General features: G+C 56.2%; 15 protein-coding genes. 5 read left to right on the forward strand and 10 right to left on the reverse strand.

Going from position 1 to position 18193, the window contains the following annotated elements; translation table 11 throughout:
- Window positions 1-3 precede the first annotated feature (3 nt).
- A complete protein-coding gene (locus HBO24_RS17940) occupies window positions 4-624 on the forward strand; it encodes a lysophospholipid acyltransferase family protein (RefSeq protein ID WP_057440592.1) in 621 nt (206 codons plus the stop codon).
- A gap of 1 nt (window position 625) precedes the next feature.
- Window positions 626-1558, forward strand: a complete 933-nt coding sequence (locus tag HBO24_RS17945; protein WP_115129328.1) for a phosphatidate cytidylyltransferase — start codon at window positions 626-628, stop codon at window positions 1556-1558.
- Between the two features lie 80 nt (window positions 1559-1638).
- Here HBO24_RS17945 and HBO24_RS17950 read toward each other — a convergent pair whose 3' ends face one another.
- Genes HBO24_RS17950 through HBO24_RS17980 form a run of 7 tightly spaced genes read right to left on the reverse strand, consistent with a single transcriptional unit; the run spans window position 1639 to window position 9819 of the window.
- Window positions 1639-4812 carry a hypothetical protein gene (locus HBO24_RS17950; RefSeq protein ID WP_170060063.1) on the reverse strand — a complete coding sequence of 1058 codons (3174 nt, stop codon included), beginning with the start codon at window positions 4810-4812 and terminating at the stop codon, window positions 1639-1641.
- Between the two features lie 15 nt (window positions 4813-4827).
- The gene (locus HBO24_RS17955) at window positions 4828-5634 is read right to left on the reverse strand and encodes a glycosyltransferase family 2 protein (protein ID WP_057440593.1); all 807 of its coding nucleotides are present in this window, start codon (window positions 5632-5634) and stop codon (window positions 4828-4830) included.
- Window positions 5635-5645: 11 nt separating this feature from the next.
- The gene (locus HBO24_RS17960) at window positions 5646-6002 is read right to left on the reverse strand and encodes an SMR family transporter (protein ID WP_057440644.1); all 357 of its coding nucleotides are present in this window, start codon (window positions 6000-6002) and stop codon (window positions 5646-5648) included.
- Window positions 6003-6004: 2 nt separating this feature from the next.
- Window positions 6005-6838: a sugar phosphate isomerase/epimerase family protein gene (locus HBO24_RS17965; RefSeq protein WP_057440594.1), complete on the reverse strand. Its 834-nt coding sequence runs from the start codon at window positions 6836-6838 to the stop codon at window positions 6005-6007.
- Window positions 6835-7620, reverse strand: a complete 786-nt coding sequence (locus HBO24_RS17970) for an NAD(P)-dependent oxidoreductase (RefSeq protein WP_057440595.1) — start codon at window positions 7618-7620, stop codon at window positions 6835-6837. The genes HBO24_RS17965 and HBO24_RS17970 overlap by 4 nt, the downstream gene beginning before the upstream one ends.
- A gap of 28 nt (window positions 7621-7648) precedes the next feature.
- Entirely contained in the window at window positions 7649-8794 is a 1146-nt protein-coding gene (locus HBO24_RS17975; protein WP_057440596.1) for an FAD-dependent oxidoreductase, read from the reverse strand.
- Window positions 8794-9819: a glycosyltransferase gene (locus tag HBO24_RS17980; RefSeq protein ID WP_057440597.1), complete on the reverse strand. Its 1026-nt coding sequence runs from the start codon at window positions 9817-9819 to the stop codon at window positions 8794-8796. The genes HBO24_RS17975 and HBO24_RS17980 overlap by 1 nt, the downstream gene beginning before the upstream one ends.
- 757 nt (window positions 9820-10576) lie before the next feature.
- On the opposite strand from HBO24_RS17980, the gene HBO24_RS17985 reads away from it, so the two are divergent.
- Window positions 10577-11539, forward strand: coding sequence for a bifunctional GNAT family N-acetyltransferase/nucleoside diphosphate kinase regulator (locus HBO24_RS17985; protein WP_170060064.1), 963 nt, complete (start codon window positions 10577-10579; stop codon window positions 11537-11539).
- A 268-nt stretch (window positions 11540-11807) separates the two neighbouring features.
- On the opposite strand, the gene HBO24_RS17990 is transcribed toward HBO24_RS17985, so the two are convergent.
- Window positions 11808-12710, reverse strand: a complete 903-nt coding sequence (locus HBO24_RS17990; RefSeq protein ID WP_115129332.1) for a LysR family transcriptional regulator — start codon at window positions 12708-12710, stop codon at window positions 11808-11810.
- 119 nt (window positions 12711-12829) lie between these two features.
- On the opposite strand from HBO24_RS17990, the gene HBO24_RS17995 reads away from it, so the two are divergent.
- Together HBO24_RS17995 and HBO24_RS18000 are read left to right on the forward strand one after the other, a co-directional pair.
- Complete coding sequence (locus tag HBO24_RS17995; protein ID WP_170060065.1) at window positions 12830-14038, forward strand: tetratricopeptide repeat protein; 1209 nt, start codon at window positions 12830-12832, stop codon at window positions 14036-14038.
- Window positions 14035-15000 (forward strand): EamA family transporter, encoded by a 966-nt coding sequence (locus tag HBO24_RS18000; protein ID WP_233092033.1) that lies wholly within the window; start codon window positions 14035-14037, stop codon window positions 14998-15000. The genes HBO24_RS17995 and HBO24_RS18000 overlap by 4 nt, the downstream gene beginning before the upstream one ends.
- A 449-nt stretch (window positions 15001-15449) precedes the next feature.
- Here HBO24_RS18000 and glmS read toward each other — a convergent pair whose 3' ends face one another.
- On the reverse strand, window positions 15450-17282 hold the full coding sequence (gene glmS, locus HBO24_RS18005; RefSeq protein ID WP_057439302.1) for a glutamine--fructose-6-phosphate transaminase (isomerizing): 1833 nt from the start codon (window positions 17280-17282) through the stop codon (window positions 15450-15452).
- 10 nt (window positions 17283-17292) lie between these two features.
- Window positions 17293-18060, reverse strand: coding sequence for a DeoR family transcriptional regulator (locus HBO24_RS18010; RefSeq protein ID WP_029290123.1), 768 nt, complete (start codon window positions 18058-18060; stop codon window positions 17293-17295).
- Between the last annotated feature and the right edge of the window lie 133 nt (window positions 18061-18193).

The following is an 18193-nucleotide window of genomic DNA, read 5'->3' on the forward strand; positions in this document are numbered from 1 at the left end:
CTTATGTTCGAACCCCTGGTCGCGACCCTGATTACCTCCATGGCCCGCACAGTGACCGGCGCCCGCAGCCTGTGGCTGGGCTGCGCCCCAGAACCCGTGCAGCGCATCTACTTTGCCAACCACAGCAGCCACGGCGACTTCGTGCTGCTGTGGGCGTCGTTGCCGCAGAACCTGCGCAAGGCCACGCGCCCGGTGGCCGGCACCGACTACTGGAACAAGAGCGCACTGCGCCGCTACATCATCAACCGGGTATTCAACGGCGTGCTGATCGACCGCGAACGCAAAGACCCTGTGGATAACCCGTTGCAACCGATGCTCGAAGCCCTGGAACACGGCGATTCGCTGATCATTTTCCCCGAAGGCACGCGCAACCTGGAGGATGGCCTGCTGCCCTTCAAGAGCGGCCTGTATCACCTGGCAAAAAGTTACCCACAGGCGCAACTGATCCCCGTGTGGATCGCCAACCTCAACCGCGTGATGCCCAAGGGCCGTGTGCTGCCACTGCCGCTGTTGTGCACCACCAGCTTTGGCGCACCGCTGCAGCTTGCAGACGGTGAAGACAAGGCCCTGTTTCTTGCCCGCAGCCGCGACGCCCTGCTCGCCCTCGCCCCGGAGCATTCCTGACATGGATAGCCAAACCCTGATGTTGTTCGGCGGCATCGGCATGATCCTGGTGCTCGCCTCGCTGATCGGCCTGATCCTCAAGCTGCGCACCCGTGGCACACCCAATGCGGTGATCGACAACCTCAACGCCCGCATCAATGCCTGGTGGGTGATGGTGGTGGTGATCGGCGTCGCCTTCTGGCTCGGCACCGGCGCGGTAATCCTGCTGTTCTACGCCGTGTCGTTCTACGCCCTGCGCGAATTCCTCACCCTTACGCCCACCCGCCGCAGCGACTACCCCGCACTGGTCGCCGCGTTCTACCTGGCGCTGCCCCTGCAATACCTGCTGATCTACTTTGACTGGTACGGCCTGTTCTCGATCTTTATTCCGGTCTACGTGTTCCTCCTGCTGCCCATCCTTGCCTCGCTGGGCGGCGACAGCACGCACTTCCTGGAGCGCGCATCGAAAGTACAGTGGGGGCTGATGATCGCGGTGTTCTGCGTCTCCTTCGTACCCGCCCTGCTGACCCTCGACATCGTCGGCTACGAGGGCCGCAACCTGCTGCTGATCGCCTACCTGGTGATCGTGGTGCAGCTCTCGGACGTGTTGCAGTACGTGTGCGGCAAACTGTTCGGCAAACACAAAATCGCGCCCAACCTGTCACCGTCGAAGACCGTGGAAGGCTTTGTCGGCGGGATCCTGCTGTCCTCCCTGATCGGCGCCGCACTGTGGTGGACCACCCCGTTCAACCCTTGGCAGTCATTCCTGATTGCCCTGCTGATCAACCTGCTGGGCTTTGCCGGCGGGATTGTGATGTCGGCGATCAAGCGCGACCGAGGGGTGAAGGACTGGGGGCATATGATCGAAGGACACGGCGGGATGCTGGATCGGTTGGATTCGGTGTGTTTTGCGGCGCCGATTTTCTTTCATTTGGTGCGGTATTGGTGGACCTGAGCAGTACCCCACAGTACTGAAACGACAAGACCCGATGTCCGCCACGGACATCGGGTCTTGTGGATTTAGCGCAACTTACATCAGTGCTGTCGCTGATACAGCCCCAGGTTATCGACCTTGAAACTGCTGCAGGCGCCAGCATTGTCCAGATCAATCCGGATGCCCTTCACGTGCTGCAACGTCAACCAGCGCGGTGACGCATCCAATGGCACGATCAACGTCCCGTCCTCTGCATTGAAACGAACACTGGAGGCTTCGAGCGGCCCCTGCTGCCCATCACCCCACCAGAACACCTGCATACGCGGCTCGGCGGCGCGGCCTGAGCAGCGGAACTCGAACTTGAGCAGGCCAGCGTCGTGGCCAGACAGATTCAACGCAGACAAATCGAAACTCATCGACGGATCACCGCCATCCACTCGGTAGCTGTTTTCTTGTGCCACCAACTGATTGAGGCTTGGCTTTACGTTATCCAGATTGTTGATCAGGACCATCTTGTTGCTCAGGGAGACTTGGGAACGGCCCCAGGCAACCGGAATTTTCTTCAGGTCCGGTGATGCAAAAGCGCGCTGCAGCAAGGCTGCCTGGTATTCGGCGATCGCTTCGGGGCGAGGCTCGATCAGGCGTGGGTGGCTTATCGGGTCGGCATCCGAAACCTGCAACGCCGAGCCCTCCAGCCATACGCTTTGACCCGCGACACGTATCTCGCGAATCCGGCGAATTTCGCTCTGGTTGACCTGAATATGATCACCCACCTTCAACGCCGCCAACATACCCGGATCGGACACATAGAGCGCTGCGACAGCGCGATTGATGCCGTGGCTCCAGTTCGCATCGGTGAAGTCCATCAAAGGGATCTCGATGCTGGTGACTGGCGCTGAGGCGCTGCCCTTTTTGCGCCCGAGAATGAAGCCATCCACATAGAACGGCTCGTAATGATCGACAATGAACCGGTACAGGTATGGGTTACGCAACGCCAGCCCGCCGCCGTCGTGGATGATGTTCATTCCTTCCAGCAAGGCGATGGTCGGCAGGTCTTGTTTGAGGGTCTCGATAGCACGCAATTGCTGGGCTGGCGACACCATGTTGTACGCCGCCGTGACCGGCAGCAGTGGTCGATAGCCCAGGTAGAAGTACTGGGCGTTGCGGGAGGTCAGGTCCAGATAGGTTTCGCCGGCCGGAACATTGTCTGCCAATACTCGCGACAGTCGGGTCAGCCTGTCCCAGTGAGGAGGCTGTACAAAGGACCGGCCGATATTCGGCAGGCCTGCCGCCACGCCATCACTGATTCCCAACCCTTGCGTGCTGATAACGGCCGTGGTGAATTTGACCAGGTTATTGATCGACACCTGCGTGAACCCCAAGGATGCGCTCATGCTCGCGGCCAGAACAACCATCACCACTTTATTGCGCGCACTGAGCATGCCCCAACACGCGATAGGCAGCAGGATCGCCCAGCCAAAGCTTGCCGCCAGCCCCGGACGAGACATACCGCCTGGATCGACGCGCCCCATCGAGTAAGGGATCAGCAACAACGCAAACAGGAACACGACCAACAGCGGCAGCAAGGCGTCGAGACGACGCTCGGGCGTTTGGAACCAGCGATGGACCAACAGCAGGCACGCCAGCGGAATAGCAATCCAGGACATACGCAACGCTTCAAACACAAAGCCTTTGCGCGCGCCCTCCCAGCTCAACGCCCATGGCACGCCGTAAGCCACCTGATTGATAGGCCCGTTTTCCAAGACATAACGGATGGCCCCCAACAGCATGATCCCCGCTGGCGTAACCACCGCCAACACCAGAAGCACCACGCTTGCGATCAAAATGCCCTTCAGTTTCCGAGGGCGTGGCGCTTTCCAGAGGTGCCAGGCGTAATAAGCAGCCATCACCCCAGATGCCGCCGCAAGCAGCAGCCCTTGTGGCGGAATTCCGAGGACTACCAGCGGTGCCGTGACCATCCAGACCAACAGCCAGCGCTCGGGACGCTGGCGCAACGACGGGCTCAGCCACAGGCAGAGAAACGGGATCAGAAACAGCCAGATAATGTTGGCCGTCAGGAAGAAGATGGCGGCGAACGCCAGCCCAATACTTCGCGAAAAATAATAGAGCGACAGGAATGCAGCAAACGATAACAGCGCGATGCTGAGGTTACCGACATGAATAATGCTGCCGGCAGAACCGTCATAAAACACAAATGACAAGAACTGGGTCAGGTCATCACCGATGACGCCGTGGGCAGGAATATAGTCAATGTAGGGAATGGCACCTTGCAGGTAGGACCACCAGCCCAACAGGCTTTCACCGAAGTGATAGTCGTCAGCGCTGATGTTGGGGAAAATGGTCGTGCCCATTTTCAAGCCCACCAACAAGCCGAAGAATGCGATAGGCGACAGCAACGTGGCAATGTCGCTAGTTGATGTATACCGACGGAAACGCCGCAGTACATCCACCACGCCCCAGACCAGCATTGCGATAACCAGTACCTTCAACCAGACCGTGGTCTCGTACTTGGAAATACTGCCATCTGGCTCCTGTATTCGAGCGGGGTACAGCGCCAGGTAAAAGGTCGACAATCCCAATTGACCGGCCATCACCAGCCACGAGGCAATTCGTGCAAAACCCTTGGGGCTCCACACGATGTACGCCATACCCAGGATCCATCCGACGATGGCTATCCCATAGGTAGGCTTGGCGTATCTGGACAGCTCAACCCCATTGGTCCAGGCAGCTGGCGCACGGCCCAGAGCCAACACTACCTCCAGCTGTACCAGCGCCAGCAACAGGATGCCGAGTGCCCCCAGGCCGAATACCCGAGGGTCGACATTAACTTTTTTGACCGCGCCAACTGTAACCGCCAAAGCAATAAACGAGACGCCAAACACCGAGCAGTAGAGGACTTTCGGCTCGAAGTCCGTCCCAAGCACCATGCATGCTATAGCGGTAATCGCCGGAAGCGACCACCACAACAGCTGGTTGGAAAAAACCAGCGCGCTGTCGCTACCGAATTGTTTCTTCTGACGCCCCATCAAGGACGTAAAAAACAGCAACGCGCAGAAAAGAACAGCGATGAATACCGGAGCAACCACCTGGTCCTGAAACTTGGTATCTGCGGTCCAACTGATGTAGCCCACGATGAAGTCGGCATACTTGGGTGCGGTCGAGATACCCAGACATAGCAACAGTGCAAACGCCGTAATAACCACGGTCGCCAGTACTGAAGAAACCCTTTCATTCATTTCCAGATGCTTGAACATTTAACTACCAGATCTTTAGTTGTACTTGCCAAAACAGGCTCGAAACAATACAGCCAGCACCGAAAGGTTGCCTTTCACGCTGCTGATCTTGGTAGGTACTTCGCCTTGGGGGTAGCGGCGCACCGTCGCCAGTTCTACGCAGCGATAGCCCAGTTTCGGCGCGCGGTACGACAGGTAGGCAAGCAGCTCATAGGTATTGAACACATCACGGAAGATTGCCATCTTCGGATCAATCAGCATCTTGCGGCTATAGGCACGAAAGCCCTGGGTGGTATCTGTCCACTTGAAGCCGGAAAACAGGCTCAGCATCGGCGCATGGATAAAACGGATCGCAAAATCGCGGGACTTGGGGGTGTTCTCCGCGACACCGCCCTCGACAAAACGCGAAGCCTGAACAAAATCCACACCCTGCTGCAGCGCTTCGATAAAGCGCGGGATGGCCTCTGGATCATCCTTGTCATTGCCATCAATGGTCACGATACCTTCGTAACCCTGGTCCAGGGCAAAAGCATAGGCGCAACGTAACTGCGCGCTCAACTTGCCAGGGGCAGTCTTGACCAGCAGGCCGCGCACACCCACCTGTTGCAGTGATTGCAACTCAAGCGAGCCATCAGAACTGCCACCATCGACGATGATGATGTCGGCCATGTCCGCAATGTTGAATGCCGCCATACGGGCGAGCAGGTTCTTGATCCGCTCGCCTTCGTTGATGACCGGAATGACCACGCACCAGGGGTGCTGGCGGCCCAACCAGAGTGGTGTGTCAAAGGACGGTACCTGCCAACCGGCACGTACATCGGGAGTAATATCAGAAGAATTCATTTTAATTTCCATCAAACGACGCGAGCTGTGATCAGCCCTACGCCAGCAATAACCAGGGCGATGCCGACTCCCGTGGTCCAGTGGAAGGACTCACGGAAAAACAGCAGGGAAAACAGGGCGACCGTCGCAATAGCCCCAGCCGTCAGGACCGGGTGTGCCACGTTCAGCGGCAAACGGGCCAATGCTGCGGCATAGAGCAGGAACGCAGCACCATACAGGACCAGCCCGACCCAGAACGGCCAGTTGCTGAGTGCCGCCATCGGGTCGCTCAAGGAAGGGAATTTGCGCGGGGGCATCATCGCCATCTTCACCAGGACGCTGGCGGAGGCGTTCGACAGGATACCCAGGATCAAGATGATCCATTTGATGCTCATGCCGTCACCTCGTCGCAGGTGCGGTAATGCTGGCGAGCAACCTGCAGCGCACGCTCGATCGATTGCGCATGGGGTTCGGTCTTGGTCGCCACCATCTCAATGGTGACCACATGCTCGGGCAAGTAGTGGGCCACGGCACGTGCCATTTTTTCATGGTCAGTACCGCCGTCACCCAGCGGGAGCAGGTCCGGTTCACTGGCGTGGATATGCCCGATCAACTCGGCACAGTCCTCAAGCACAGTAAATGGGTCTTCACCGTTGATCGCCAACGCGCCGGTATCCAGTTGCATGCGGATAGCCGGGTGATCAATGGCCCGTACCACCACTGCGGTTTCAGCACTGGTGGTCATGAAGTTCGCCCCGTAACAGGTGGGGTTGGGCTCCAGGCAGATCGTGACACCACACGCCTGGGCGATATCGCCCAGTTTCCGGAAGAACAATACAGCAGCGTCCAGCGCCTGTTGATCAGTCAAACCACTGCGATCACGGTTCTTTGGCGAGCCAAACACAATCCGTGCTGCACCCAGGCCTGCGCCAATGCGGCACACGCCCGCCAGGTGTTGCAGCAAGGCCGCCTGACTTTGCTCGGAGCCGAATACATTCAGGCCCGTGGTGCCGAACAGCAGTGCCTGCATGCCGGTCAACGCAATCCCACGCTGCGCCCACCAATCCTTGACCTGCGCAATCTCTGCGTCCGTGGCCTTGGCAGGCTCCGGGAAGTATTTGCCCGGTGCAATATCAATCGCATCCACGGCAAAACGCGCAAGCAGTTCAGCGATGACTTCGTCCTCGGTGGTCTCCCACGCGATATTGGAAATCGCCAGCCTCATGCCTGTGCTCCCGATGCGGCCTTAAGCGGCTCCGATTGCGCATAGGCCCGTACGGCCTGCACGGTTTCACGAGCACTGTACTGATAGCGCCCAGTGCCACCAAATAGCTGCGCATGCTTGGTCTGCATGTCATAGGTAGCAGCAGCATTGGCCAGGGTATTGGTGAAAGGCTTGCCAAAGCCCTTCTGCGAAATGTCGGCGACACTCACTGCCTGAGCAGTCAGGTGGACCAGCTTGAGCCCCGCATCGAGTGCGGTCTGAATGTCATACCACAGGTTGATCATCGGGTAGAACTGGAACACGCCCCGGCTATCGATCGCCTGCAGGTTGTTGTCATTGAGGAAGTCAAAAATCACGTTCTTACGCAGTCCAGGCCCGACGAGCCCCGGCAGGCGAACGATCAAGTGATTCGGAAAATGACTTTCAACGAAGGTTTCCAGCAGCCGACGGTGCAGGCCGTAAGCATGTAGGCCGGACTCATCGACGGGAGTGTCTTCATCGACGCCGATGGGGCTCTTGAACACGTCCACCGTACTGATCAGCACGAAGGTCTTGCATTGGATGGTTTTCAGGTGGGCGATCAGTGCTTCGATCTTCTCGCGGTCGGCCTCAGGCTCGCGGTTGGCAATCCATTTTTGCGCCGGGGCGCCGGCACAGACCACAAGTTCAAAGGATTTTCCTTCTATCTCACCGATGTTGGTGGACCGGTACAAGTCCTCGAATGAAGCCTGTTTAAGAAGCGTGCCCCCGACAAACCCGGAGAAACCAATAAGCGAATTCATCTTTTTCCGCTCCAAACCTGAAGTTTTATTAACCTTGATGGGAAAAACTCTCGGTATCGAGTTTTTCAAGCACATCGTAAATGTTGTCTATCTTGCCACCCAGCACGGAGAAGCAACCTGGCAACTCGGCATGCTTCTCGAAAAGAATCGGGCGTCCATCATCCCCTTCGTTCTTCACCAGGATGGTCTTGACCTCGAACAGCGAATCCTTGTGTTGGGCCTTGAGCACTTCAGGGATATACCGGCCGACGTCCCTGACCATCCGATCGACCCGTGTATCGCGCTCATATAGCCGCAGCTTCTCATAGGGATCGAGGCCTTTTTCATCGTTCCAGTGCAAATGCGGCGTATAGCGTACATGGGACAAGGTATGCAGCCCACGGGCCGGGAACGGCATCAGTGAAAAGAACGGCCCATCCATCACCGTGACCCCCAACCCTTCGAGGGATTCGGGCATCTGCATCAAGGCCATTTCCGTGATCTCTTGCTTGAGGCCGGTACTGACCCCCGCGAAATCACCTGCAAACTGATTGAGGCCACTGTACGTACAGTTGAAGACGTACCGACAAGTCGTCAGCGCTTCCTCGCCCAGGGAGGTTTGGGTGACCACTTGCAAAGGCGCCTCGGTGCCCCTGGAAATCGAAGTGACTCGTGTCCGGTAGCGGATCTGCACACCGCTTTCTGCCAGCTCGCGAGCTGCCCAGGCTGCCAGGCGAGTAGTGTCGAACGCATATTCTTCGACCAGGAATACTTCTTCGATCAAGCGTGGTTCGAACAAGTCGCGCAGCGCTGGATCGGCAGGTTTCAGGTCCGCACCGATGTCCCGGCAAAAACGCTCGAACTGCTTGGCCGTGACCTTGGAGTTGCGCCGGGCAATGGCATACAGCTTGGTAAAGTCCTGCTTGACCACCTGTGGCCAGTCCTGGACAAACTTGGGCAAGTTGACCCGGCTGCGATAGGCCGTGGTGAAGCTGCGCGGGTAGTGGTAGCCGTTATGCACACGCGCCTGGTTGTTGTAACTGGCGCGCATCATCAGTGCCGGCTCGCGCTCTATCAACAGGATCCGCTTGAAGCCCCGTTGCTTGGCCAGGTAAACCGCAATGGCTGCACCGTAAAAGCCCCCACCGATGATGACGGCATCCTGCTCAGGCTGGCTGGCTTGGGCGCTCGACATCAGGAAACTCGTTCGGAGGGCTGAGCCTTGGGCACGACCGAACCCGACGCTACCTCTTCAATGTTCAGCTTCTCGCGCCGGGTCATGCGTGCACTGGTGAACTCCTGGCCTACATGGTAGAGCGGCCCTTCATTCGACAGGCTGGCCATATTGAGGATGTACTCACCCAGTACCAGCAACACCAGTGAGATCAGGAAAAACATGCCCGACTGTTGCAACGAGAAACTGATCCAGCCAGGTGCTACATCAGCCTTGAAGATACCCACCGAGATCACATAGACGCAGTACACCAGGTTGGCAACCGCACCAAACAGCGAAAGGTAGGTCACCAGACGCATGGGCGCTCGCGTGGTGGAAACCAGCAAACGCACGCCGCGATCAATACTGTCGCCCAGGCGCTTGGGGCTGGAAGCCTGGGGCACGGCGCTGTACTTGAGATAGGCCCGGGCAAAACCACCGGTGGCCGGCAGGTGGCGGTACGTCATCGAAGGCTGGGGGTGTTGCAGGATGAAGTTGATTACGCGCTTGCTCAGGATGCGGTACTGAGGTGCTTCCTTGGCGAGATGGACCCCGTTGAAGCGGTTGTACATGCTGTGGAACACCGCATTCGCCCAACGATAAGCCAGGCTCTGGGTGCTCTTTTGTTCGTTGTGGGCAAAGACGACATCGGCGCCGCTCACCGCTTGATCAAGCATCTGTGGAACGAAGTTGATGTCGTCCACCAGCGGGTCGATGACCGCAACATAGTCACCCAAGGCATTTTCCAGACCGACCCAGGATGCGGTGTCGGTGTCCACTTCCTTGGTCAATGCATAGACCTGCAAGTTGGCTAGGCCTTTCTCGCTCGTCAGGCCCTTCAAGACCATGACACTGTCATCATCGGACGCGTTATCAACAACGATCAGCTCATAGTCACTGACTGTTTTCGCAATGACTTCGGCAGCTTCGGACAGTATTTTTTCTATTTTATCGCCCTGATTACGAACGACAAAAACGACAGATAAAAAACAGGGAAAATAAGCCATCACCAACTCTCGCAAAAATTAATTAAAAGACTGGATGAGTCGTTTATCCGAGATCGCCATAGATAGCCGGAATGCCTCACACCACTGACCGAGAGTTTCAGAACCGCAGGGTCATCACTGCCGAGAAGGGGTAGCCATTGCCAAACGTTCAAATCGCTCTTCCTTGAAGCAGTTGGCTCAAAGCACGCCCGAAACAGCGGCCAAGCCAGAAAAACCGGGGGCGCGGCAAAATAGACAAACGCTATCGAACCTGGTGCCAGCCCAAAGTTGCGCAGGATCATAACACAAAAAAAGGCGCCCCAACGACGCCGAAATGGCGTTATGCCAGCCTTGAGACCGGGATAACAAACACCTTGATCCGTCTACTAAATCATCGTTTCAAAAGAGTTAATTAATTAAAAATCTTATTCATTTCTATTGTTCAAGTCGGTCAATAGTATTCTGTCAGGCTAGGCTGCAAGTAGTTAATCTCAGATCAAGTACTAGGACTTATCGGGATGACCAGCGCAAATAAAATATCCGGCTAAGGCATAGATCAACTCATCGAGACTTTTGGAGGACTTGAAGTTTATCCTATGAATTTAGAGAGTTAAAACTGTTGCACCCAGTAATGATACGACATCCACGTACATTTCCTCTGGGTCGGACCCAGGGCCAGAAGGAGCAGCGCTGTCGGCTTCATAGAGTGCTTGGCTGGGGCAGGGTTCGGCATTACCCGCGTTATGCCTTAATATGGTCGGTTGCCCAAAGAGCCGTCATGGCCAAAGCCATGACGGGCTTCCATCCTTTACAAGTAAGTGTGATGAAGATGAACAAGCCTTTCATTTCGCTGTGCCCTGAAATTACTCGGGCGCACGCGCTGACGCTGATGGATTGGTTGGAGGATGAACGCGTCACCTGCTATCTGAGCGATTCGCGTCATGTCTCCCGCTCCATCGAGCAAGCCATCGATCGGACTCAATCGCCGATCCTGACCCATCTATTCAACCAGGGCGGCCGATTCTTCATGGCCTATGACCGACATGACTCCCCGGTGGGCTTTGTCCGTCTGATCAAGACCGGCTCAGATTGCGAGATAGTCCTGGTCATCGGAGACAGCGATAAATGGGGCCAGAACCTTGGCGCCCGCACGATCCGCGAAGGCATGAAACTGGCCTTCCTCGACATGCGGGCCAAGAAGCTCATCGCCAAGATCCACCCGGACAACGCGCGCTCGCTGAACGCCTTTCTGCGCAGCGGCTTTCTGCTTGAAGGCGAAACGCCGACATTGAAGTCATTTTCCATGACGGCGGGGCGCTATCTCCAGCTCTTGCGCGAAGGTGCCGCTGGCGACGCCACCAGGATCTACATTACTGAAATCGACAAGGCCAGGCTCGAAAGCCTAATCGCGCTCGAGCAAGGCCCGGCCGTTGTTGAACTTGAACATGAGCTTGAACGAGCCATTGTCGTCAAGCCGCAGCAGGTGGCGTGCAATGTCGTCACGATGAACTCTAGGGCCTTGCTGCAACTGGACGAAGAAGAGATCGAAGTGGCCTTGGTCTACCCTGAAGACGCGGACAGCACCGCAGGCAAGCATTCCGTGTATTCCGACATCGGCGCCGCCATCCTGGGCTATCAGGAGGGGGACGCCATCGAATGGCGAATTTCTGATCGGACCCGCCGGATTGAAATCAGGAAAGTGCTTTACCAGCCGGAGGCGGCGGGCCACTTCCACCTGTAATTGCGCCTTTTGCTAGAGAAGGACGTCGTTTGGAGCCCCGAGGGGCCCCAAACGGGACCGTTTTTAATCCTGAAGACCGTACCCTCGGTCTGGACGTCGATCAACGACGATGGTTGGAAGCAAGCCTTCAGCCGGGCGCTCCAGGATGCTGGATACGAAATTGATAGGAATAAGGTAATGCGCAGCTAGGCAGGCTGGGCTACAGCACGGCATCGCGCAGCAAATCAACCCGCTCGACAGCATTGAAATGACCGGAGGGGCTCCCTCTTTATAAGCCATTTCCCTTCAAATCACTCTTACGACTCCGGTAAATCTTCTCTGCCAACTCAATGAATGCTTGAGCTGCAGCAGTAGTCTCGCTGCAATCCAGCACCGCAATTCCGACTTGGCGCCTGACTGCCGGATCGAGTGTCCTAACCACATAAAGCTTCTCGCTATCGTCGGGCAACGAAGACTCAGCCACAATCGTTACCCCATCTCCGCGAGCCACCGCGGCCAAGGTACTCATTAACTGAGAGGTCTTGTAGCGAATACGCGGCTTCAATTTGACAGCAGCAAAGAGCTGCGAGACCAGTTCGGATGAACCAGCCTCGGTTAGTACAAACGGATCAGAACATAAGTCCCCCAATGTCACTCTTTCGTTTGAAGCGAGAGGGTGCGCAATCGGTAGCACGGCAACCATTTGGTCCTCGAGTAAAGGCCAGGTGTCAAACTGGGCTTCAGGTAAGGTGACAAATCCTACGTCCACCTCCCTGTCTAACAACCATTCCATCACTTGGCGATCAGGCCCCTCGCTCACATGAACTTCAATATTGGGGTAAAGGCGGCGGTAGTCTGTAAGAATCCGCGGCAACAAAAGCTGGGATGAGGTTGGGCCAAATGAACCAATTCGCAGGGTGCCAAGTTTCATGCTGCGGGCATCGCTGGCATCCTGCCTAATTGCATCCGCCAGACCAAGCATAGGTTGCACACGCAGAAGGATTCGCGCCCCTATGTCTGTCAGTTCAATCTGGCCTTGATGCCGAAGTAGCAGTTCGACACCCAACTCTTGCTCCAGAGCCCTTATTGCATGAGAAACCGCAGATTGGGATATTTTCAGTTGAGCGGCTGCGAGGGTGAAGCCACGCCGCTCTGCGACAGCGACAAAAATTTCCAATTGGGTCAGCGTCATTTTTCATCCATGAGTAATCGCTCATTTTCATATGACCATGATTTTGCGTAAGCATAGATGAAACAGGCATAACGAGATAGGCCAGCCCTTTTCGCCAACTTATATCCAAGGATTGTTTTATGGTCGCCCAATGGAAGACTGATGGGATTTCGGCACTGTGGCCTGAAATCAACGGCCCATTCCTGTCCCTGCGAGGTATACCCGAGCATCTGATGCCGGTCACCGAGACTCAGGAACTGTACAAAGACCTTCTATTAGGATTCGATGCAATCACGAGTTGCGAGATGAAAGAACTTTACAAGTTCAAACTGTTTCTCAATCGGATGCATCAACGATCGAACTTACCCCCGGAGTTGTTACTGATCCATAAGGCATTTATAGCTTGGGTAAACTTTGAATATGAGCGAGCACGTACACTCTTTACGCAACACCTGAAAGCGTACCCCTCCGACATCATCACAATTTTTTTTGTGCACATGCTCGACTTCTGTACTGGTAAGACACCTAGATTAACGGCAGAATTTTCGTTTTGCGAACCACACATACCGCACACTCATGCCTTGTACTCCTACTACCTGGCAATAAAATCTTTTGTTTTGTGTGAAGACCAGTGCTTCCAAGAAGCCCTTGAACTGGGCCTTGAGGCGGTTAGGCTGATTCCCCATAACATCTACGGCATCCATGCTACTGCGCACGCACTGCATGAGATGGGCCGCTGGCAGGAACTTTCGAGTTTCCTGATCGACTGCAAGCCTGACTGGATCGAAAATAGCGGCATACGCATGCACGTCTATTGGCACATGGCTATAGCCCACGAGCGATGCAACGAGGTCGAGCAGGCGCTCCAAGCGTTCGAGGAACTGTATGAATTAAAGGACAGCCCCTTCGCGAAGCAGGATCTGGATGCGGTGGGTTTTCTCTGGCGCCTGCGTTTGAAAGCCACAGACAGCAAGTTCAACGCAATCTGGGAACGTCTCGCTCTTTTGTGGACCGGCAGCGTCTCTGGATCAACCTCTTACTTTCACAAAATCCATGCTGCGCTTGCCTTTTCTGCGACCAATCAGACTCTCCTCATCGAGAAGCAAATCGCCGAAAGCGACGGCTTCGGCATCGAGCCCGAAGCGCACCGAGCAGGCTTAGACGTGCTCAAAGGCATTCTACTGTTCACCTTGAAGCGTTATCACGAAAGCCTGGCGCTCTTGCGTACCAGCCGAGACCAGTGGCCGTTGTTAGAAGGGAGCCGCGCCCAACGCGAAGTCCTTGATCTGACTCTCGAATACATAGAGCTCAAGACCCGACCGATCGTTGAAGAGAGGGCACCTGCATGACCAGCCATTCTCATCCACTGGTCCTTACTCCAGACAGCCTTACCTATCTTAAGCTTTCTCTGGTAGCAATGATCTGGGGAGGTACCTTTGTCGCTGGTCGGTATCTATCCGCAGACACACCCGCGCTATTAGCCGCCAGTGTCAGGTTTATATTCGCCGGAATCACACTTGGACTGTTCCTAGGTTTCTTTTTAAAAAAGAGCTTTGTCCGGCTTGATCGGTCGCAACTAGTCAAGATCGTAGGATTGGGATTTTGCGGAATTTATACTTATAACCTCTGTTTTTTTTATGGTCTACATTACACAGCAGCCTCCCGCGCGTCATTGATCGTAGCCCTGAATCCCGCCGTTATGGCTCTTTTCTCTTATGTGTTTTTCCGAGAAAAAATGTCTGCAATGAAAACCGCAGGCATTTTTCTTTGCCTGATAGGGGCGGCTGTCGTGATTCTCAATAAGTCGTCAGGCACATTAATCGTGGATAAAAACGACTGGCGCGGAGACCTTTTGATCTTTGGTTGCGTACTCAGTTGGGTCGCCTTCAGCGTGTTCGGTAAGTCGGTAGTCAAAGAAATCGGCGCCCTACATACGGTGACCTACTCCATCTTCGCGGGGGCCGCGATGCTGACGGCGACCGCTATCGTCACGGGTCAGTTCAATCAGGAATCACTGCGAGCTCTAACACTTACCGACTTTTCCAGCTTGCTGTATCTGGGTGCCATAGGCTCGGCGCTGGCATACATCTGGTATTACAAGGGTATCGAACAGATCGGCGCAACACGTGCCGGAGTGTTCATCGCGCTCAATCCGCTGACGGCGGTGTTACTGGGTGCTCTTTTGTTGGATGAGCAGCTCAGCGCTCCCACATTTATGGGGGGCGCACTGATTATAGTGGGCATCATGATCTGCAATAGGCCAGCCCGCCCTCAATATAACTGCGAGATGAAGAACGTACGTACGCCATAACAAACTGAGTAAGTTATTTACCGTTTTAATTATCGAAACAGCCAGAGGCTCATCAACTAAACGACATTTAGATCATCTACTTTTCGGACCGATCTACCTTTTCTACGCAGACTATCCAGCAAACCTGCGAAGCTCCCATGCACAGTTGCTATGCCGCCTATAATATCCAGGCTGTACATAACGAAATGACGATAATCCGTGTTTGTATCTGAAATTTTCTAGACTAATCAAGTACTCAATAGATCGCGTTTAGTTTTTTTTCAGAAATCTGCTTACGACTTGCCAATCTCCGCGATTTTTTTGTAAATCTGAATCTGGAAGGTGAGCCGCAAAGTGCAGCACTCGGCACAAAAGGAGCGGGAGAGAAGATCGTCGCTTGGAGCCCACGGAGGCTCCAAGCGAGACAGACTTTAATGTTTACGATCGCCCTTTCTCGTTACCGCTAAACATTACTCAACCGTCACCGACTTGGCCAAGTTACGCGGCTGGTCAACGTCCGTGCCCTTGAGCACCGCCACATAGTACGACAGCAACTGCAGCGGGATGGTGTAGAGGATCGGCGACAGGGTGTCGTGGATGTGCGGCATGTTGATCACGTGGGTGCCTTCGCCGTTGGTCATGCCGGCCTTTTCGTCGGCAAACACGATCAGTTGACCACCACGAGCGCGTACTTCCTGCAGGTTGGACTTGAGCTTTTCCAGCAGTTCATTGTTCGGCGCCACGGTGACCACAGGCATGTCGTCGTCCACCAGGGCCAATGGGCCGTGCTTCAGCTCGCCGGCAGGGTAGGCTTCGGCGTGGATATAGGAGATTTCCTTGAGTTTCAGGGAGCCTTCCATTGCCACTGGGTATTGCGCGCCACGGCCGAGGAACAGGGTGTGGTTCTTGTCGGCAAACAGTTCGGCGACTTTCTCTACGGTGCTGTCCATGGCCAGTGCTTCGCCCAGGCGGGTGGGCAGGCGGCGCAGTTCTTCTACCAGGGTGGCTTCTACACCTGCGGCCAATGTGCCGCGCACCTGGCCAAGGGACAGGGTCAGCAGCAGCAGGCCCACCAATTGGGTGGTGAAGGCCTTGGTGGAGGCTACACCGATTTCGCGGCCGGCCTGGGTCAGCAGGGTCAGGTCGGACTCGCGCACCAGGGAGCTGATGCTGACGTTGCAGATCGCCAGGCTTGCCAGGTATCCCAGCTCCTTGGCATTGCGCAGGGCTGCCAGGGTGTCGGCGGTCTCGCCGGATTGGGAAATGGTGACGAACAGGGTGTCGGGCTGCACCACCACCTTGCGGTAGCGGAACTCACTGGCTACTTCGACCTGGCACGGGATGCCGGCTAGTTCTTCCAGCCAGTAACGGGCGACCATGCCGGCGTGGTAGCTGGTGCCACAGGCGACGATCTGCACATTGCGCACTTTGGCGAACAGCTCGGCGGCTTGCGGGCCGAAGGCGTTAACCAGGACTTGCTTGTCGCCAAGGCGGCCTTCCAGGGTGCGTTGCACCACGGCCGGTTGCTCGTGGATTTCCTTGAGCATGAAGTGGCGGAACTCACCCTTGTCGGCAGCTTCGGCGCCGTCGCGGTACTGCACGGCTTCGCGCTCGACGGAGTTGCCATCGACGTCCCAGATCGCCACGCTTTCACGGCGGATGTCGGCGATATCACCTTCTTCCAGGTACATGAAGCGGTCGGTGACCTGACGCAAGGCCAGTTGATCGGAGGCGAGGAAGTTCTCCCCCAGGCCCAGGCCAATCACCAATGGGCTGCCACTGCGAGCGGCAACCACACGGTCCGGTTGGCTGGCGCTGATCACAGCCAGGCCGTAGGCGCCATGCAGTTCCTTGACCGTGGCCTTGAGGGCGGTGGTCAGGTCACTGTGGTCCTTGAGTTTGTGGTTGAGCAGGTGGGCGATGACTTCGGTGTCGGTGTCCGAGGTAAAGACGTAGCCCAGGCCCTTGAGTTGTTCACGCAGCACTTCGTGGTTTTCGATGATGCCGTTGTGCACCACCGCAATATCACCGGAGAAATGTGGGTGTGCATTGCGCTCGCACGGTGCACCGTGGGTCGCCCAGCGGGTGTGGGCGATGCCCAGACGGCCCGCCAGGGGCTCACCGGCCAGGGCCTGTTCCAGTTCGCTGACTTTGCCCGGGCGACGCATGCGCTCCAGCTTGCCCGCGTTGCTGAAGACCGCCACGCCGGCACTGTCGTAGCCACGGTATTCCAGGCGCTTGAGGCCTTCGAGCAAAATGGCGGTAACGTTTCGTTCAGCGACTGCGCCTACAATTCCACACATGGTTTCTCTCCTAGATGACTGCCGCGCAAATCAGCGTAATGCCGCGGGCTTGAATCTGGTCGCGGGCCTCAAGCGGCAGGCGATCATCGGTAATAAGGGTATGGACGCTGCTCCAGGGCAGTTCCAGGTTGGGGATCTTGCGGCCGATCTTGTCGGATTCGACCATCACCACCACTTCACGGGCGACTTCGGCCATCACTCGGCTCAAGCCCAGCAATTCATTGAAGGTGGTGGTACCGCGCTGCAGGTCGATACCGTCAGCGCCTATAAAGAGTTGGTCGAAGTCATAGGAACGCAGCACTTGTTCGGCGACCTGCCCCTGGAACGAGTCCGAGTGCGGGTCCCAGGTGCCGCCGGTCATCAACAGCACCGGCTCATGCTCCAACTCACTCAGGGCACTGGCCACATGCAGGGAGTTGGTCATCACCACCAGGCCGGGCTGATGGCCCAGCTCCGGGATCATCGCGGCGGTGGTGCTGCCGCTGTCGATAATGATCCGTGCGTGTTCACGCAAGCGCTTGACCGCCGCACGGGCGATGGCGCGCTTATGCACAGAAATCGGTTGGGCAGGATCGCCGACCAGTTCCTGGGGCATGGTGATGGCGCCACCGTAGCGACGCAGCAGCAAGCCGTTGCTTTCCAGCGCGGCCAGGTCCTTGCGGATGGTCACTTCGGAGGTTTCGAAACGTTTGGCCAATTCGTCCACGCTCACTTCGCCCTGCTCGTTGAGCAAGGTGAGGATGTTGTGACGTCGTTGTGGTGTATTTCGTTTCGACATGGTGATGATAAGTTTCGTTTCGAAAGATAACGAAGGCAATCAAAACCTATTGACGGGAAATCGTCAAGCGGCGGGTGCACTTTTTTGAAAACAACATAGATCCAATGTGGAAGCGGGCTTGCTCGCGAAGGCG

The organism is Pseudomonas sp. WS 5410 (assembly GCF_012985645.1).
GTDB lineage: Bacteria > Pseudomonadota > Gammaproteobacteria > Pseudomonadales > Pseudomonadaceae > Aquipseudomonas > Aquipseudomonas shahriarae.

Bases quoted from the DNA above. Each gene is read 5' to 3' on its own strand.
- HBO24_RS17970 (WP_057440595.1), bottom strand. From the start codon at position 7,620: ATGAATTCGCTTATTGGTTTCTCCGGGTTTGTCGGGGGCACGCTTCTT.
- HBO24_RS17980 (WP_057440597.1), bottom strand. From the start codon at position 9,819: ATGGCTTATTTTCCCTGTTTTTTATCTGTCGTTTTTGTCGTTCGTAAT.
- HBO24_RS17985 (WP_170060064.1), top strand. From the start codon at position 10,577: ATGGCCAAAGCCATGACGGGCTTCCATCCTTTACAAGTAAGTGTGATG.
- HBO24_RS17955 (WP_057440593.1), bottom strand. From the start codon at position 5,634: ATGAATTCTTCTGATATTACTCCCGATGTACGTGCCGGTTGGCAGGTA.
- HBO24_RS17975 (WP_057440596.1), bottom strand. From the start codon at position 8,794: ATGTCGAGCGCCCAAGCCAGCCAGCCTGAGCAGGATGCCGTCATCATC.
- glmS (WP_057439302.1), bottom strand. From the start codon at position 17,282: ATGTGTGGAATTGTAGGCGCAGTCGCTGAACGAAACGTTACCGCCATT.
- HBO24_RS17995 (WP_170060065.1), top strand. From the start codon at position 12,830: ATGGTCGCCCAATGGAAGACTGATGGGATTTCGGCACTGTGGCCTGAA.
- HBO24_RS17950 (WP_170060063.1), bottom strand. From the start codon at position 4,812: ATGTTCAAGCATCTGGAAATGAATGAAAGGGTTTCTTCAGTACTGGCG.
- HBO24_RS17990 (WP_115129332.1), bottom strand. From the start codon at position 12,710: ATGACGCTGACCCAATTGGAAATTTTTGTCGCTGTCGCAGAGCGGCGT.
- HBO24_RS17945 (WP_115129328.1), top strand. From the start codon at position 626: ATGGATAGCCAAACCCTGATGTTGTTCGGCGGCATCGGCATGATCCTG.
- HBO24_RS18010 (WP_029290123.1), bottom strand. From the start codon at position 18,060: ATGTCGAAACGAAATACACCACAACGACGTCACAACATCCTCACCTTG.
- HBO24_RS17940 (WP_057440592.1), top strand. From the start codon at position 4: ATGTTCGAACCCCTGGTCGCGACCCTGATTACCTCCATGGCCCGCACA.
- HBO24_RS18000 (WP_233092033.1), top strand. From the start codon at position 14,035: ATGACCAGCCATTCTCATCCACTGGTCCTTACTCCAGACAGCCTTACC.
- HBO24_RS17965 (WP_057440594.1), bottom strand. From the start codon at position 6,838: ATGAGGCTGGCGATTTCCAATATCGCGTGGGAGACCACCGAGGACGAA.